This window comes from Ruegeria sp. HKCCD8929, assembly GCF_013031405.1.
Lineage (GTDB): Bacteria > Pseudomonadota > Alphaproteobacteria > Rhodobacterales > Rhodobacteraceae > Ruegeria.
Map to the genome: position 1 here is coordinate 246,745 of NZ_WPZY01000003.1, position 17,196 is coordinate 263,940.

Below are 17,196 nucleotides of genomic sequence, written 5' to 3' on the forward strand. Positions count from 1 at the left end.
TCATTTCGCCACCCGTTCCAAGCCAGGCCCTTCAATCCGCCACCAAACCCAGCCCCCGATAAGGCCAGATACCCCGCCCAATATTGCAAATCGCAGCACTTCCGACACGTCGCCCACCAATTGAGTGATCGAAAATGCCGCAAGTCCCATGGAACCAACTGCGGCCCCCGTAACAAGCGCGACGGGTTTAGGATTGTTGAACAGCCTTCCCACAATCGCGCGTATGAGCACACCGATAGGCGTGAGGAGCAGGGCCAACGGTAAAATGGCGATTTGACCGATGACCCAAACGCCGACGCCTTCAAGAATTGCATCCAGTCCGCTGTCGTTCACCATAGTTCCAATGCAAACAACCAAGGCACCGGCCTGAATTGCCGCAAAACTTGCACCAAAAGACAAGGTGAGGTTCATCAAACCCCCGACGCCGGAATGCCGCTCCGCTCCACCGGGCGTGGCGCGGTCAGTTCCTTCCATGTGCTCAGCGCCTTGTTCACCGTGGCATTCGCCTCGCGCGCAACGAATTTGCCATGACCTTCCTGCGTGCGGATTTCCCCATCATGCACCGCCACATGCCCGCGGGTCAGGGTAAAGCGCGGCAGCCCTTTGACCTCGTGCCCTTCGAACACGTTGTAGTCGATTGAGGATTGCTGCGTAGAAGCCTGAATGGTCTTGGTTTTCTCCGGGTCCAATACCACCAGGTCTGCATCCGCTCCGACCAGCACCGCTCCCTTCTTGGGATAGCAGTTCAGGATCTTGGCAATATTGGTCGAGGTCACGGCCACGAACTCGTTCGGTGTCAGCCGACCCGTTGCCACGCCATGGGTCCAGAGCATCGGCATCCGGTCCTCAAGCCCTCCGGTCCCATTCGGGATCTTGGTGAAATCACCAACGCCATAGCGCTTCTGCTCGGTGGTGAAGGCACAGTGGTCTGTGGCCACGACGGACAGAGACCCGGATTGCAGCCCCGCCCACAGGCTGTCCTGATGCTGTTTGTTGCGGAACGGAGGCGACATCACCCGGCGCGCAGCGTGGTCCCAATCAGGATTGAAATACTCGCTCTCATCCAGCGTCAAGTGCTGGATCAGCGGCTCACCCCAGACCCGCTTGCCCTGCATACGCGCGCGGCGGATCGCTTCGTGGCTATCCTCACAGGACGTGTGCACCACATAGAGCGGCACTCCGGCCATGTCGGCAATCATGATGGCGCGGTTGGTGGCTTCGCCCTCGACCTGCGGCGGGCGGGAATAGGCGTGCGCCTCGGGGCCGGTATTGCCCTCGGCCAGCAGCTTGGCGGATAGCTCGGCCACGACGTCACCGTTTTCGGCATGCACCAGCGCGATACCGCCCAGTTCGGCCAGTCGCTGGAACGAGGCATAAAGCTCGTCATCATTCACCATCAGCGCGCCTTTATATGCCATGAAATGCTTGAAGGTGTTGATGCCGCGCTGTTCGATGACGGTTTTCATGTCGTCGAACACCTGCTCGCCCCACCAGGTCACCGCCATGTGGAAGGAATAGTCGCAATTGGCGCGCGTCGACTTGTTGTCCCAACGCTTGAGCGCGTCCAGCAGGCTCTCGCCCGGGTTGGGCAGCGCGAAATCCACCACCATTGTGGTGCCGCCCGCCAGACCGGCGCGGGTGCCGCTTTCGAAATCGTCCGAGCTGTAGGTGCCCATGAACGGCATCTCAAGATGCGTATGCGGATCGATCCCGCCTGGCATCACGTAACAGCCGGTGGCGTCCAGTTGCTCGTCTCCCGACAAGTTTGGTCCGATCTGAGCGATCACGCCGTTCTCGATCAGCACATCCGCCTTATAGGTCAGATCGGCGGTAACGATGGTTCCGTTCTTGATGACAATAGTCATGTTCTCATCTCCCTGCAGGCGTGACGCTCGCCCTCTTCATCTTTTTTCAAATACTCCGGGGTCCGGGGCAGAGCCCCGGGTTAGTCCACGATCTCCGCGGTCTCGACCACGGCATGGAACAGCACATCCGCCCCGGCGGCGGCCCATTCCCGGCTGATCTCCTCGGCCTCGTTATGGCTCAGCCCGTCCACGCAGGGGCACATGATCATCGCCGTCGGCGCCACTCGGTTGATCCAGCACGCGTCGTGACCGGCGCCGGAAACGATATCCAGATGCGAATAACCCAGCCGCTCGGCCGCGCCGCGCACCGCTGCAACGCAGCCGTCGTCGAATTTCACCGGGTCAAAGCCACCCACCTTTTCGAATTCGATCTCCAGCCCCATCGCATCCGCGATTTTCTGGCCCTCGATGCGCAGGCGAGCCTCCATATCCTCGATCACGCTCAGCTCGGGCGAGCGGAAATCGACCGTGAACACCACCTTGCCCGGGATCACATTGCGCGAATTGGGGTAGACGTCGATATGACCCGCCGCGCCCACAGCGTGCGGCGCATGAGACAGCGCGATTTCATCCACCTTCTCCAGCACCCGCGCCATGCCAAGGCCCGCATTGCGCCGCATCGGCATCGGGGTCGAGCCGGTATGGGCGTCCTTGCCGGTGATCGTCACCTGCGTCCAGCTCAGCCCCTGTCCATGGGTGACGACGCCGATATCCTTGCCCTCGGCCTCGAGAATCGGGCCCTGTTCGATATGTAGCTCGAAGAACGCATGCATCTGGCGGGCGCCGGTTTCTTCCTCGCCGCGCCAGCCGATGCGTTTCAACTCATCGCCGAATTTCTTGCCCTCGGCATCCTCGCAGTCATAAGCCCAGTCCTGAGTGTGAATTCCAGCAAACACACCCGAGGACAGCATCGCGGGGGCATAGCGGGTGCCTTCCTCATTGGTGAAGTTGGTCGCCACGATGGGGTGTTTGGTCTTGATCCCCATGTCGTTCAGAGTGCGGATTATCTCCAGCCCGCCCAACACACCCAGCACGCCATCATACTTGCCGCCCGTCGGCTGCGTATCCAGATGCGAGCCCACATAGACCGGCAGCGCATCGGGATCCGTGCCCTCGCGCCGCGCGAACATGTTGCCCATCTGGTCGAGCCCCATGGAACAGCCCGCCGCCTCGCACCAGCTTTGAAACAGCGCGCGGCCCTCGCCATCCTCGTCGGTCAGGGTCTGACGGTTGTTGCCGCCCGCAACCCCGGGGCCGATCTTGGCCATCTCCATCAGGCTGTCCCACAGCCGCTCGCCATTGATCCTGAGATTCTGCGCCGGCGCTGCCATGTCTCTCCCCCTGTCGCTTGCGATTTGGCTCGCTTTTGGTGTCGTGATTTGACCATCTGGTCAAACTCACGCTATCACGGGTCTGACATCAGTCAAGAAATTGCATCGCGCAGCCGGAGATTTGTGCCAATCTGCGCGCGTTTGGCGGAAAAAGAGACACGAAGCCCAGATGCCCGAGGACCGCGCGCCGACCCGAATCCAGAAAAAGAACCGCGCCGCCATCCTTGAGGCGGCGCTGAACGTGTTTTCCACCCACGGATTCCGCGGCGCCACCGTCGATCAGATCGCAACCGAAGCGGGGCTGAGCAAGCCCAACCTGCTTTATTACTACCGCAGCAAGGATGCCATCTATGCCGCGCTATTGGAGCGGCTGCTGGACACCTGGCTCGACCCACTGCGGGCCATCGACCCGGATGGTGACCCGTTGCAGGAACTGCTGGGCTATATCCGCCGCAAACTGGAGATGAGCCGGGATTATCCGCGCGAAAGCCGTCTGTTCGCCAATGAGATCATTCGCGGCGCACCGCATATCCATGCGGTGCTGTCCACGGATCTCAAATCGCTGGTGGATGAGACCGCCCACCTGATCCGCCACTGGATCGCCGAGGGTCATATCGCCGAGGTGAACCCCTATCACCTGATCTTTTCGATCTGGTCCCTGACCCAGCATTACGCCGATTTCGACGTCCAGATTCGCGCGGTTCTGGGGGATGCCGAACCCGATCCCTACCCCGGCGCCAGCGCCTATCTGGACCAAATCTTTACCCGGCTGCTGACCCCTCCGGGCTGAACCGCTACTTTGCCGGTTTCAGCGCCAGAATACGCTTGAGGACGACGATCGTCATGGCCAGCAGGATGGTGAAATCGCCCATTGTCTTGACCGTGCTGATCTTGGGCACTTTCCCCGCTTCCTTGACGATGGCGGTGTACATCCTGGGCTGCTGCACCCCGGCCATATGCTCCGGCGCCGAGACCTTGATGAACTTGTCGAAATCCTGAAGCGCCTTCACCTTCTTGGTGACCTGGCCCATGAACCGCTGGTCCAGCTGGCGGTCTTCCTTCAGCTTCTCCATCATCTCGTCGATCGAGCGTTTCAGCTTCTGGATATTATCCAGATCCTTCCGGACCTGTTTCTGATGCTGCACAAAACTCTTGGCGGCAAGCGCGTCGCGCTGCTTTGCCTTGGACAGGGCTACGTTCTTTTTGGACCTGTCCCGATCCAGTTTCGAAACCTTGTTGCCGCCCTTGTTCCGGCCCGGCGGCGGCGCTGACGTGACATTCTCCTTTGATCCTGTCCGTCAGCGGCATTCTAGCGCCGAACCAGTTAGTGTAGGATACCGGTATCCCCTACTCTGCCGCCTTGGCCATCGGATTGTTGGGATGCGTGGTCCAGTTGGCATATTCGGCCTCGACCACCGCGCCGGTGCGCGGATCCACCTCACCCGGCTGCATTTCGACCATCGAGATACAGCCCTCGACCGGGCAGACATCGACGCAGAGGTTGCAGGCCACGCATTCCTCATCGATCACCTCGAAGGTGCGGTCATCAGAGATCGAGATCGCCTGGTGCGAGGTATCCTCGCAGGCCGCATAGCATCGGCCGCATTTGATGCACTGGCCCTGATCGATCTTCGCCTTGGCGATGTAGTTCAGGTTCAGATACTGCCAGTCGGTGACATTAGGCACCGCGCGGCCAGCGAAGTCGTTGATCGTGCGGTATCCTTTCTCGTCCATCCACTGGCTGAGCCCGGTCTTCATCTCTTCGACGATACGGAAACCATAAGTCATCGCCGCCGTGCAGACCTGCACGTTGCCGCAGCCGAGGCTGATGAACTCGGCCGCATCGCGCCAGGTGGTGATGCCGCCGATGCCCGAGATTGGCAGGCCGTGCGTCTCAGGGTTGCGGGCAATCTCCGAGACCATCGACATCGCAATCGGCTTGACCGCCGGACCGCAATAGCCGCCATGGCTGCCCTTGCCGTCAATCGAGGGCTCGGGGCTCATGGTGTCGAGATTGACGCTGGTGATCGAGTTGATCGTGTTGATCAGCGATACCGCATCCGCGCCGCCGTTCTTTGCCGCGACCGCAGGTTTGCGGATATCGGTGATGTTCGGCGTCAGCTTCACGATCACGGGTCGGTCGTAATATTGCTTGCACCAGCGGGTGACCATCTCGATGTACTCGGGCACCTGCCCCACGGCCGAGCCCATCCCGCGCTCGCTCATCCCATGCGGGCAGCCGAAATTGAGCTCGATCCCGTCAGCTCCGGTTTCGGCTACCCGCGGGAGGATCGTTTTCCACGCGGCTTCTTCACAGGGCACCATGATCGAGGCGATCAGTGCCCGGTCGGGGTAATCCGCCTTGACCCGCGCCATCTCCTCAAGGTTCGTCTCAAGCGGGCGGTCGGTGATCAGCTCGATATTGTTGAGCCCCAGCAGCCGCCGGTCGGCACCGTAGATGGCGCCATAGCGCGGGCCGTTCACGTTCACCACCGGCGGGCCTTCGGCCCCCAGCGTTTTCCAAACGACACCGCCCCATCCGGCCTCGAAGGCGCGGCGCACGTTGTATTCCTTGTCCGTCGGCGGCGCCGATGCCAGCCAGAACGGGTTGGGGCTGGAGATGCCCAGAAAGTCAGTCGTCAAATCAGCCATTTATCCGGCCTCCCTGATGCGGCTCCGCATCTTCATCTTTTCCCAAATACTCACGTCGGTCCGCCTGCCGTCACGCGGACAGGCTGGCGTGAATGTCCATGGCGGCGTCACGGCCTTCGGCCACCGCGGTCACGGTCAGGTCATCACCACCGGCAGCACAGTCGCCCCCGGCCCAGATGCCCGCAACCGAGGTGCGCCCCGGCCCGGTCACCGCAATCTTGCGCCCGTCGAGCGCCAGGCCCTCAGGTGCGCCTTCCAGTGTCTGGCCGATGGCCTTGAACACCTGATCGGCGGGCAGGCGCACGGTCTCGCCGGTGCCGGTCAGATCACCGCCGCTGCCGGAAGTATACTCCAATTCGATCTCGGCCGCTGCCCCGTTGCCATGCACCGCCACCGGCTGGACGTTGAACATGATCTTGACGCCCTTCGAGGTGGCCAGATCCTGTTCGAACCGGCTGGCGCCCATGGCGTCACGGTCGCGGCGATAGGCGATGGTGACATTCTCGGCACCCAGCAGTTTCGACTGCACCGCCGCGTCCACCGCCGTCATGCCGCCACCAATCACCACCACATTGCGGCCCACCGGCAGGGCCGACAGATCGCCGGCCTGTCGCAACTCGGCAATGAACTCGACCGCGTCACGGACGCCGGCCTTGTCCTCACCCGCGGCGCGCAGGGCGTTGACTCCGGTCAGACCGATGGAGAGGAATACCGCGTCATGGCTCTCGCGCAAACCATCCAGTGTGATCCCCTGCCCCAGAGCCGAGCCGGTCTCAATAGTGATACCGCCGATCTTGAGCAGCCAGTCCACCTCGGCCTCGGCGAAGTTGTCGGTGGTTTTGTAGGCGGCGATGCCGAATTCGTTGAGGCCGCCGGACTTGCCGCGCGCCTCGTGGATCACCACGTCATGACCCAGCATCGCCAGCCGGTGGGCGCAGGCCAGCCCCGCCGGACCGGCGCCAACCACGGCCACACTCTTGCCGGTCGGGGCCGCCCGTTCGAACGGGTGAATGCCCGCCGCCATCACAGTATCGGTGGCATAGCGCTGCAACCGCCCGATCTCGACCGGCTTGCCCTCTGCGGTTTCACGCACGCAGGCCTCTTCGCACAGCGTCTCGGTCGGACAGACCCGGGCGCACATGCCGCCCAGAATGTTCTGGTTCAGGATCGTCTGCGCCGCCCCTTCGGGATTACCCGCCTGGATCTGGCGGATGAACATCGGGATGTCGATGTCGGTGGGACATGCCACCTGGCATGGCGCGTCGTAACAGAAATAACAGCGATCCGCCGCCACCGCCGCCTCATGCGGTTCATAGGCCGGATGCAGATCGCTGAAGTTCTGGGCAATCTCGTCGCTGGATAGCCGTCCGGACACGATACCGGGGGCCGTCTGGCCGTGTGCCATCACTCTCTCCCTGAGCTATGTTTTCTGCCCACCAGAGTGCCACATCTGAATTTTTTATCAATTGGTAAAATTTATCGAAGGGTCAAAAAATGAAAAACCGGGCCGTTTGACCCGGTTCTCCTTCGTTTTTCATGGCGTTTCACTGAAATTCCGACCGTCACACCATGCCCGAAAGGTGCCCGGACTTGATCCAGACCCGTGCACCCGCGCTGCCCGCAACCCCGTTGAAGGTCGATCCCGGCGGCAGGCGCAGCCAGTCCCAGGCGCCGAAATCCTCGCCCGCCTCGGCAAAGCCGCCCTCGATCACGAAGACCTCGACCCCGGCGGAGGCGTCGCGTTCAACGGCCTCACCCGGCGCCCAGGTTTCGATACGCACATCCTCATGCGCATCGCGGAACAGGGCCACGTCGCCGCCCGAATTGATCGAGCGGCGCACCTCGGTCCGGTCTGCCGGGTCGAACTGATGCAGCTTGACCAGAATGGTCGCGCCCTCCCGCGCCGAGGGCGTGTGCGAGGTGGTTGGCGGGTTGCGTACGTAGCTGCCCTTGGGAAAATCGCCGGTTTCGTCCTGAAACACGCCGTCGAGTACCAGAAACTCCTCACCGCCATCATGGGTATGGGCAGCGAAGGCGCTGCCGGGGGCGAACCGAACAATGGTGGTGGCACGGGCCACCTCCTCTCCGATCCGGTCCAGCATCTTGCGCTCGACCCCAGCGGCGGGGGACGCGACCCAGTCGGCCTCATCGAAATGCACGGCAGCGCGCCGGGTAAAGTCGGCGTTGATCCTCATCGGCTTTCTCCTGACCTGCTTGGTGTCAATAAGTGGCCGGCCGGCACGCGATTGCAAATGCAATCACATATTCGCGGCCGGAATGCCGCCTAAGGTTATCGCAGGTCGCGCAGGTATCGGGATATCCTATAGCAGATTTCGGACAAACATCTTGTCGCTATACCGGTCCGGGCGCGAACCTGTCTTTGACAGGGAGATCAAGGGAGGAAGACCGATGGCACGCCTGAGCGCCTTCAATTTCCAGAAATGGATCGACGAGCACAAGCACCTGCTGAAACCGCCCGTCGGCAACCAGCAGGTATGGGAGGACGCGGATCTGATGGTCACTGTGGTCGGCGGCCCCAACAAACGGACCGACTACCATGACGACCCGGTCGAGGAGTTCTTTTACCAGCTCAAGGGCGACATGGTGCTCAAGCTCTATGAGGGCGGCGAGTTCTACGATGTGCCGATCCGCGAGGGCGACATATTCCTGCTGCCGCCGCGTGTTCGCCACTCGCCGCAGCGCCCGCAGGAGGGGTCGATCGGGCTGGTGATCGAACCGAAGCGCCCCGAAGGCGCGCATGACGCTATCGAATGGTACTGTTTCAACTGCGGCACGCGGGTGCATCGGGCCGAGCTGATCTTGGAGAGCATCGTCCGCGATCTGCCGCCCGTTTACGAAGGTTTCTACGCCGACGAAGCCGCCCGCACATGCCCCGATTGTGGTGAGGTTCATCCCGGAAAAGAACCGCCGGAGGGTTGGGTGAAACTCTGATCCGCGCTTAAACTCGCGGAAAAACAATGATTCTATCAGGGAGAGAGACATGACTTTCAGCTTCAAGGGGCTGGCCCGGGGGGCCGCCTGTGCAGCACTTGTACTGGCCGCACTGCCTGCCACCGCCAAGGAATTCCGCCTCGGCCTCATCACCCCGCCGCCGCATACCTGGACCAAGGCTGCCGAGGCGTTTGGCGCGGAACTGGCCGAGACCTCGGGCGGCGCGCATAGCGTGACGGTGTTCCCGGCGCGGCAGTTGGGCAACGAGGCGCAGATGCTGCAGCAGTTGCAGACCGGCGCGCTGGACATGGCATTTATGACCGTGGCCGAAGTGTCGAACCGGGTCCCCAACATGGGCGCCTTCTATGCGCCCTATCTGGCCGAGAATATCGACCATGCCGCGGCCATCCTGCGCTCGGACACCGCCAAGGGCATGCTTGATGTGCTGCCGCAGGAGGCCGGTGTCGTGGGCGTCGGCTATGGCTCGGCGGGGATGCGCCAGATCCTGAGCCGGGGAGAGGTGAACTCGGCCGATGACCTCAAAGGGCTGAAGCTGCGGATCACGCCGTTCGACCCGATCCTCGATTTCTACAACGCTCTGGGTGCCGCGCCGACGCCGATGCCCCTGCCCGCCGTTTATGACGCGCTGGCCAACGGGCAGGTGGACGCCATCGACATGGATGTCGAACTTATCAACGTGCTGAAATACCACGAGCATGCGGACACGATCCTGATCTCGAACCACATGATGTTCCCGATGGTGGGTCTGATCTCGGCCCGGGTCTATGCGGGCCTCAGCGATGAAGACAAGGCGATGATCTCGGAACTGATGGCCAAGCATGTGGACAGCACGCTGGACGTCTATATCGCCAAGGAACCGGAATGGACGGATTCGCTGACCAAGGTCGGCAAGACCTTCAAAGAGGTCGATTCCAGTTTCTTCGGTGATGCCATCGGCCAATGGGAGGAAACCTGGACCGCCAAGGCCCCGTCCCTGCCCGATCTGCGCAAGGCCGCCGAGGACACCAAGTAAGGTACTAAAATGATGCGAAACGGGCCGGGCACGTTCCGGCCCGATTTGTGTAGGAATAGGCAGGTACATGCTCCACAGGGCATCCCACTTCTGGGCACGGGTTGAGATCTTTCTAGCGGCGGCGTTTGCGGCCTCGATCACCGGGCTGATCCTATTGAACGTGGTCACCCGCGCGGCAGGCAATGCGATCTACTGGGTCGATGAGGCGGCGATCTATGCCATGGTCTGGATGAGTTTCCTGGCGGCCTCGGCTGCGATCCATTATCGCTCGGCCATTTCGGTCACGCTCATCAACGAGGTGCTGCCCGATCACGCGCGCCGCTGGCTGACACGCTTTGTCGATCTGGTACTCTTTGTATTCGCCTGCCTGATGGTCTGGATCTGCCTGCGCTGGTTCATGCCGTGGCAGCTGATGCAGGCCGGATGGGACGTGAAAGTGTTTCAAGGGCAGACCTTCAACTTCATCTACGCAGAACCCACCAATACCATCGGCGTCAGGAAAGTGTGGATCTGGCTGGTCATGCCGCTCTTCACGCTGGGCGCCCTGCTGCACGCAACCTCAAACCTGTTCCACCCCGGCGAGACGGCGCAGATGGAGGCCGCCGAATGACCCCGATCCTGTTTCTGATCCTGCTCTTCGCCTCGGTCCCGATTGCCTTTGTGCTGGCGCTGACCGCGCTCTGGTACATCTATGACAGCGGCAATCTGGTGCTCTACGACAGCTATGCGCAGCAGATCTTCTCGGGCGTCGAAAATTACGGCCTGCTCGCCATCCCGCTGTTCATCCTGACCGGAGAGCTGATGAACGAGGGTGGTATGACCCAAAGGCTGGTACGCGCCGCTCGCGTCTTTGTCGGCGGGTTTCGCGGTGGGCTCGCCTATATCAACCTGCTCGCCAACATGTTTATGGCCGCCATCATCGGCTCGGCTGCAAGCCAGATCGCAGTAATGTCTCGCGCGATGGTCCCGGCGATGACGAAGGAGGGCTATGACCCCGGCTTTTCCGCCGCCACCACCGCTGCCGGAGGGCTGCTCGCCCCGGTCATCCCGCCCTCGATGCTGTTCGTGATCTATGGCGTTCTGGCGCAATTGCCGATCGGAGACCTGTTCATCGCAGGCATCATCCCCGGCCTGATCATGGCGGCGGCGTTCTTTGTCGTTGTGGCCCTGATCGGGCTGGCGCAGAACTTCCCCAAAGGCGAGTGGATGAATCTGACACAAGCCGCGCGGGCCCTGCGTGATGCCCTGCCCGCCTTTCTGATCCCGCTTGCCATCGTGGGCGGCATCCTCTTTGGCATCGCTACCCCCACCGAGTCCGCCGCTGTCGCCTCGCTGATCGCCTTTGCCGTGGGCTGGCTGATCTATCGCGAGATCAACCCGCGCGATCTGGGGCGGCTGTTCGTGCGCACGGCCACTAACTCCTCACTGGTGATCTTCATGATCGCCGCCGCCAACGTGTTCGGCTGGGTGGTGGTCTACGAGGAGCTGCCGCAGAAACTGGCCGCGTTTATCTCGACGGTGACATCGGACCCGTTCACCTTCCTGCTGATCGTGAATGCCTGCCTGCTGTTTGTCGGCATGCTGATCGACGGCATCGCGGCGCTTATTCTGATCACGCCGATCCTTTTGCCAATTGCAATGAACACCTACGGCATCAACCCGTTCCAGTTTGGTGTCGTCATCAGCCTGAATCTCGTGCTGGGGCTGCTGACACCGCCGGTGGGTGTGGGGCTCTACATCGCCTCGGCCATGTCCGGGGTACGGCCCTTCACGATCTTCACCGCCCTCTGGCCATTTCTTCTGGCGGTCGCAGGGGTGCTGATCCTGCTCAGCTATTTCCCGATCCTCAGCACCGCGCTGATTTAAGGCCGAGCGCCGTTCGCCCAGGCGCCAAGCCGGGCAATTTCGGGGCTTTTTGCACGTCAGCCGACCTCGTATAGTGCCCGCCAACGCAACACTTTCTATGAAAAACAGACAGGCGGCTGGAACAAAGAATGGCACGCAATCAGGCGCCGAACTCACCCTTCAACATCGTCATAATCGGGCAAAACAATCGCTTGCAATACGAGGCGGTGCTGTTTGCCGCCTCCCTGCGTCACACGTCCCCAGATTTCCAAGGTCGCCTGTTCGTAGCAACACCGCAGCCCGGCCCCAAGTGGCGGAATGATCCGAGCATCAGAAATGCAGATGTCCTGAAGGCACTCAAGCAGTTGGATGCCGAAGTTCTTCCGTTCGAAAACCGGGTTTTCGGCGACGCCTATCCCTACGGCAACAAGATCGAAGCGCTCGCGGCCCTGCCCGAGGGTGAGCCGTTTGTCTTTTTCGACACCGACACGCTGATCACCGGCGATCTGACATCGGTTCCGTTCGATTTCGACCGCCCGAGCGCATCGCTAAAGTGCGAGGGGACATGGCCGAACCCGACGCTTTACGGCCCCGGATATGACGGGATCTGGAAGGCGCTCTATGAACGGTTCGGGCTGGATTTCGAAAGCTCTCTGGACTTGAGCCAGCCCGAAGGCTACTGGCGCCGCTACCTCTATTTCAACGCCGGATACTTCTACTATGGCTGCCCGCGCGTCTTCGGCCAAAGATATCTGGACTACGCCAAAACCATCCGCTGGGAGGACATCCCGGAACTGGCCGGGCAGAGCCTTGATCCATGGCTCGACCAGGTGGCCCTGCCGCTGGTCATCCATTCGCTCCGCGGTGGCCGGGACACTCTTCCCCCCGGCCTTCTGGACGGTTCGATCAGTTGTCACTACCGCCTGTTTCCAATGCTTTATGCGCGCGAGAGCGACCATGTGATCGATGTTCTGGAAACCGTTGCCGCGCCCAACAAATTCAAGAAGGTTCTGAAGAATTACGAACCTATGAAGAAGCTGATTTTTCAGAACAAGGGAGCCAAGGTGCGTGCGCTGTTCGATCAGGACAACCTGCCACGCAAGGAACAAGCGATCCGCAACCGCATCAAATCCGCGGGGCTCTGGCTGCGTTAGGGGCGCGAGCTTGCCGGGCATCATGTTCGATCCGGATTGTCCCGATTGCAGTCTTTGCATTTTAGCCCCGGCGGAGGGCCGCGCCCTCCCTCGGGTAGGCGCTCGCTCGGCGTGTGGTCAGCAGTTTATCTCAAAAGCCCAGGACACCGAATGAATGGCGCGGGGCATCGCCAATGCGCCCTCCCAATGGGTAGGGAGGGCGCGGCCCGGCGGCACTGCGCGCCTTGATTCCGGACCCGGCAGGTGGAGGGGACACCGGGGGGTGAGCTAGGCGCGCTTGCGAACAAATCGTAGCCGCCTGATATGGCTACGTTGTGTGAGTGCGATTGATGCCCTACACATTGCGTCAATCAATATTCGCGAGGGAGACTTTGAACATGTCCAACGGCCCCACTTATGGCTTTGATACGCTGCAGATTCATGCAGGCGCCCGCCCCGATCCCGCGACCGGCGCGCGGCAGACGCCCATTTACCAGACCACGGCCTATGTGTTCCGCGATGCCGATCACGCCGCCGCCCTCTTCAACCTGCAAGAGGTGGGCTATATCTATTCGCGCCTGACCAACCCGACCGTGGCAGTTCTGCAAGAGCGCGTCGCGACGCTGGAAGGTGGCGTTGGCGCGGTCTGCTGCTCGTCTGGTCACGCGGCCCAGATCATGGCGCTGTTCCCGCTGATGGGGCCGGGCTGCAACGTGGTGGCTTCGACCCGGCTCTATGGCGGCACGGTGACCCAGTTCACCCAGACGATCAAACGCTTTGGCTGGTCGGCCAAATTCGTCGATACCGACGATCTGGACGCGGTGAAGGCCGCCATCGACGACAACACCCGCGCGGTGTTCTGCGAATCCATTGCCAACCCGGGCGGCTATGTCACCGATATCCGGGCGCTGGCCGATATCGCCGACGCGGCGGACATTCCGGTGATCGTCGACAACACCTCGGCCACGCCCTATCTGTGCCGCCCCATCGAACAGGGCGCGACGCTGGTGGTGCATTCGACCACCAAGTACCTGACAGGCAATGGCACAGTCACCGGCGGCTGCATCGTCGATTCAGGCAAGTTCGACTGGTCGGCCAGCGACAAGTTCCCCTCGCTCAGCACACCGGAACCGGCGTATCACGGGCTGAAATTCCACGAGACCTTTGGCCCGTTGGCCTTTACCTTCCATGGCATCGCCGTTGGTCTGCGCGATCTGGGCATGACCATGAACCCGCAGGCGGCGCATTATACCCTGTTGGGGATCGAAACCCTGTCCCTTCGCATGCAGCGCCATGTGGAGAACGCGGAAAAGATCGCCGCCTGGCTCGAGACCGATGATCGGGTCGAGTATGTGACCTATGCCGGGCTGCCCTCGTCGCCCTATCAGGAAAGGGCGAAACAGCATTATCCCAAAGGCGCAGGCGCGCTCTTCACCTTTGCGGTCAAGGGCGGATACGAGGCCTGCGTGAAACTGGTGAACGCGCTGGAGATCTTCAGCCATGTCGCCAATCTGGGCGATGCGCGTTCCCTGATCATCCACTCGGCCTCGACCACCCACCGGCAACTGACGGCGGAGCAGCAGGAAGCGGCGGGCGCCAGCCCGAACGTGGTACGGGTGTCGATCGGGATCGAGGATGCAGACGACCTGATCGCCGATCTGGATCAAGCCCTCGCCAAAGCGTGCGCCTGACGGCGTAGGCTTAAAGAGATCGCCAAGACAGTGTTCCCGCATGGCTGGAAGTGCCATGCGGGAATTTTCTTTTGCTTGTAGCGACTTGCTATTTCACTCCCCAAGAGCTGGCATTCGGCAGCATGGGTTGGCAGCGGGATGTGATTTATGGCACCAAGCCTAGTCCTGCGCACAATTCAGACTTTGCGCATACGCTTGCCGGCGCAATAAGCCGCCCAGCAACATTGAGTTTCCCGGCGAGGCTTCTTGTCGGCTTGTTGGAGGGACCTCGGTTGCGAAACGATGCTGGGCAGAACCTCTGGGGCCAGAAGTAGACCAGTCCAAGCTTTCTTATCCAAAGCAACCCAATGACAACGGGCCGTGGAGCAAAAATTGATCGAAAATACAAACCTGCCCATCAAGGCGGGACCGTCGCTCGAACCGGATCAACCGTCACCCCGCACGGCAAATACCTCTTGCGGGGTTTTCAAACCTTTCAGGGCGTGCGTCCCAACCGACCGGGCCGGTATTCCCGCCTGTCGTTGAAAATCGTTTGAGACCAACAGGGGTTCGCTGAGGTTGCCGCACAGGCTTGCAACCCGGGCCGCCAGATTCACGTCCCGACCGATCACTGTGTAATCGAGCCGCAACCCCGACCCGACATTCCCGTAGGCCACCTCGCCGAAATGCAGGGCGACACCCACGTCAAAGCGCGGGGACGTGTCGGCTGCGTTTACCCGCGTCAGCCCCTCGCGCGCGGCTTCCATGGCACGGATGCAGGTCTGCTTGCCCTCGCCTTCCGCCCGGAAAATCGCCAGAACACCGTCGCCCATGAATTTCAGCACTTCGCCCCCGGCGTCTTCGATAGGCGGTACGATGCAGTCGTAATAAGCGTTAAGCAGTTGCGTCGCCTGCTCGGCGCTCATCTCCGAGGTCAGTTCGGTGAACCGGCGCATATCGGCGAATAAAATGGCAGAACGGATATGCATGACCTCGCCCCGGTGCACGTCGCCGGACAGGATGCGTTGCTGCGGCTCGGCCCCGACATACATCCGCATAACCTCGCGCATCGCGCGGGTTGTGGCCAGAATGTCCTGACACGCGGCCAAGGCCGGAAGCACCGTGCGGAGAAAGGCGATGTCGGCGGGCGAAAACCCGTCCGGTGACCGCGTGGCAAAGCTGAACGTGCCTGCCATCCCGCTTTTCATGAAAACCGGCGCCATGATGTAGTGGGTGTGACCGGCCTGCTTGAGCTCGGGCACGATGTCGTAGGTCTCATCCGGTGTGTCCGGCAACCACAGGGTGACCCATTCTCCGGTTTCGTGCACGACGGCCGCCGGTGAGCGTGTGTATTCCTCCCCGCTTTCCTTGGTGTAGGGGAACAGGTAGCTGCGCGCGCCGCTTTCGACCTCCCAGAACCGGGCACTGGCGACCGCCTCGGCATGCAAAAGCGGGACAATGGATGTGGCCCGCGCCAACGGAACGCCCGCCCGGCAAATACGTTCGGACATCTCGGTCAGGACGTCGTCGGCATCCTCGGCCTGCAAAGCCTCGCCCAGCATGTAGTGGATGAGATCGAATGCGGGTTTGAGCCGATCTGACGGCAAGTTGTCGAAGGCCTGTGCGGTGAGTTTCATGAAGCCATTCTAGGTCCTCTGACCTTATCGGGCCAGCACGCTGACTGACGCCGACTTAAAGCACTTCACTGAAGCCACACCCGGCGGGGAGGTTTCGCATGAACTTCACATTGCAACATGTTGACAAATATTGCATTCAAGAACTCACAGACATCCTAGTGACGCCCAGCCGTCGCCAATGAAAAAAGGAGCTTCTCCAGCTCCTTCCCCAAGTTCGGCTTTTAGTCATCCCCAATGGCAAATACCATCGAGACCGACGCCTCGACCGTCACCTCTCCGGCGGCCACGGGTACGCCCCCGGCATCCGCCATCGACATCTCGGCCATCCGCATCATCGGCCGTCCGCCGCCGCCGTGATCGCTGATCGAGATCACCTGTCCCAGCGGCACACCGGCGGCCTCGGCCAATTGCCGGGCCTTTTCCATTGCGTTCTGCACGGCTTTGGCACGCGCCTCGGCCGATAGCGGGTCAGGGTTCTGCACTCCGAAGCTCAGACCACCGAAATCATTGGCGCCGTCCCGTATCACCGCGTCCAGAACACTTCCCAACGCATCCAGGTCCCGTACCCGCACAAATACACGGTTGGATGCGACAAAACCGGTGATTCTCGGCACCTCGCCTTCCAGCCCGCGCCGACCGGTCCACACCGGCGACAAAGACAGGTCGCGGGTTTGGACGTCGCGGGGTTCGATTCCCATTTCTTCCAGCCGGGCCAGGATCTGCGTCACCGCCTCCGACGTTGCCTGCATGGCCTGTACTGCCTCGGCGTTCTCGTTGGTCACGCCAAGAGTAATTGTTGCCATGTCGGGCACGGCTTCGACCATACCGGTGCCATTGACCGTGATCCGGCGCTCTTCGGCGTGGGCCAGGCTCACCGTGGCTGCCAGCAGGGCCGCCGCCAGAAAAGTAAATGTCTTCAAACCGCTTTCTCCCATTGCTACCCCATCAAGATGGGTGCGCGGGGCTTTGCCGGGCAAGGGGAGAATGAGTGTTTTTCTTTCCCTCGGCGGGAACCTGCTTTAATCTCGGCGCGTGGGCCTTTCGGGGTCTGCGCAAGAACTTGTCTATGCGGTTTTTC

16 protein-coding genes are annotated in these 17,196 nt (G+C 61.4%); 7 read left to right on the plus strand and 9 right to left on the minus strand.

Annotated features, from left to right (window positions below):
* The 3 genes from GOX53_RS06180 to GOX53_RS06190 all read right to left on the minus strand — a co-directional run bounded on the left by GOX53_RS06180 (position 1) and on the right by GOX53_RS06190 (position 3,196).
* Positions 1–411, minus strand: coding sequence for a hypothetical protein (locus GOX53_RS06180; RefSeq protein ID WP_171174453.1), 411 nt, complete (start codon positions 409–411; stop codon positions 1–3).
* On the minus strand, positions 411–1,865 hold the full coding sequence (gene hydA, locus GOX53_RS06185; RefSeq protein WP_171174455.1) for a dihydropyrimidinase: 1,455 nt from the start codon (positions 1,863–1,865) through the stop codon (positions 411–413). The genes GOX53_RS06180 and hydA overlap by 1 nt, the downstream gene beginning before the upstream one ends.
* Positions 1,866–1,945: 80 nt before the next feature.
* Entirely contained in the window at positions 1,946–3,196 is a 1,251-nt protein-coding gene (locus GOX53_RS06190; protein WP_171174457.1) for a Zn-dependent hydrolase, read from the minus strand.
* Between the two features lie 169 nt (positions 3,197–3,365).
* Here GOX53_RS06190 and GOX53_RS06195 point away from each other — a divergent pair, with 169 nt between their 5' ends.
* Positions 3,366–3,986 (plus strand): TetR family transcriptional regulator C-terminal domain-containing protein, encoded by a 621-nt coding sequence (locus GOX53_RS06195; RefSeq protein WP_171174459.1) that lies wholly within the window; start codon positions 3,366–3,368, stop codon positions 3,984–3,986.
* Positions 3,987–3,990: 4 nt separating this feature from the next.
* Here the strand turns inward: GOX53_RS06195 and GOX53_RS06200 are convergent, their stop codons facing one another.
* The 4 genes from GOX53_RS06200 to GOX53_RS06215 all read right to left on the minus strand — a co-directional run bounded on the left by GOX53_RS06200 (position 3,991) and on the right by GOX53_RS06215 (position 8,043).
* A complete protein-coding gene (locus GOX53_RS06200; protein ID WP_171174461.1) occupies positions 3,991–4,341 on the minus strand; it encodes a hypothetical protein in 351 nt (116 codons plus the stop codon).
* A 202-nt stretch (positions 4,342–4,543) separates the two neighbouring features.
* Positions 4,544–5,848, minus strand: coding sequence for an NAD-dependent dihydropyrimidine dehydrogenase subunit PreA (preA, locus tag GOX53_RS06205; protein WP_171174463.1), 1,305 nt, complete (start codon positions 5,846–5,848; stop codon positions 4,544–4,546).
* A 70-nt stretch (positions 5,849–5,918) separates the two neighbouring features.
* Complete coding sequence (locus GOX53_RS06210) at positions 5,919–7,253, minus strand: NAD(P)-dependent oxidoreductase (RefSeq protein WP_171174465.1); 1,335 nt, start codon at positions 7,251–7,253, stop codon at positions 5,919–5,921.
* 157 nt (positions 7,254–7,410) lie between these two features.
* Positions 7,411–8,043 carry a cupin domain-containing protein gene (locus GOX53_RS06215; RefSeq protein WP_171174467.1) on the minus strand — a complete coding sequence of 211 codons (633 nt, stop codon included), beginning with the start codon at positions 8,041–8,043 and terminating at the stop codon, positions 7,411–7,413.
* A 214-nt stretch (positions 8,044–8,257) separates the two neighbouring features.
* Here GOX53_RS06215 and GOX53_RS06220 point away from each other — a divergent pair, with 214 nt between their 5' ends.
* From GOX53_RS06220 to GOX53_RS06245, 6 genes are all read left to right on the plus strand, one after another.
* Complete coding sequence (locus GOX53_RS06220; protein ID WP_171174469.1) at positions 8,258–8,800, plus strand: 3-hydroxyanthranilate 3,4-dioxygenase; 543 nt, start codon at positions 8,258–8,260, stop codon at positions 8,798–8,800.
* Positions 8,801–8,849: 49 nt separating this feature from the next.
* Positions 8,850–9,833: a TRAP transporter substrate-binding protein gene (locus tag GOX53_RS06225; protein ID WP_171174471.1), complete on the plus strand. Its 984-nt coding sequence runs from the start codon at positions 8,850–8,852 to the stop codon at positions 9,831–9,833.
* A gap of 67 nt (positions 9,834–9,900) precedes the next feature.
* Positions 9,901–10,443, plus strand: a complete 543-nt coding sequence (locus tag GOX53_RS06230) for a TRAP transporter small permease (RefSeq protein ID WP_171174473.1) — start codon at positions 9,901–9,903, stop codon at positions 10,441–10,443.
* Positions 10,440–11,699, plus strand: coding sequence for a TRAP transporter large permease (locus GOX53_RS06235; protein WP_171174475.1), 1,260 nt, complete (start codon positions 10,440–10,442; stop codon positions 11,697–11,699). Before GOX53_RS06230 ends, GOX53_RS06235 begins: the two co-directional genes overlap by 4 nt.
* Positions 11,700–11,827: 128 nt before the next feature.
* Positions 11,828–12,832, plus strand: a complete 1,005-nt coding sequence (locus GOX53_RS06240) for a hypothetical protein (protein WP_171174477.1) — start codon at positions 11,828–11,830, stop codon at positions 12,830–12,832.
* 377 nt (positions 12,833–13,209) lie between these two features.
* The gene (locus tag GOX53_RS06245; RefSeq protein ID WP_171174479.1) at positions 13,210–14,502 is read left to right on the plus strand and encodes an O-acetylhomoserine aminocarboxypropyltransferase/cysteine synthase family protein; all 1,293 of its coding nucleotides are present in this window, start codon (positions 13,210–13,212) and stop codon (positions 14,500–14,502) included.
* Positions 14,503–14,927: 425 nt separating this feature from the next.
* Here the strand turns inward: GOX53_RS06245 and GOX53_RS06250 are convergent, their stop codons facing one another.
* Together GOX53_RS06250 and GOX53_RS06255 are read right to left on the minus strand one after the other, a co-directional pair.
* The gene (locus tag GOX53_RS06250; RefSeq protein ID WP_171174480.1) at positions 14,928–16,118 is read right to left on the minus strand and encodes an adenylate/guanylate cyclase domain-containing protein; all 1,191 of its coding nucleotides are present in this window, start codon (positions 16,116–16,118) and stop codon (positions 14,928–14,930) included.
* 221 nt (positions 16,119–16,339) lie between these two features.
* Complete coding sequence (locus tag GOX53_RS06255; protein ID WP_254446480.1) at positions 16,340–17,038, minus strand: SIMPL domain-containing protein; 699 nt, start codon at positions 17,036–17,038, stop codon at positions 16,340–16,342.
* Positions 17,039–17,196 lie beyond the last annotated feature (158 nt).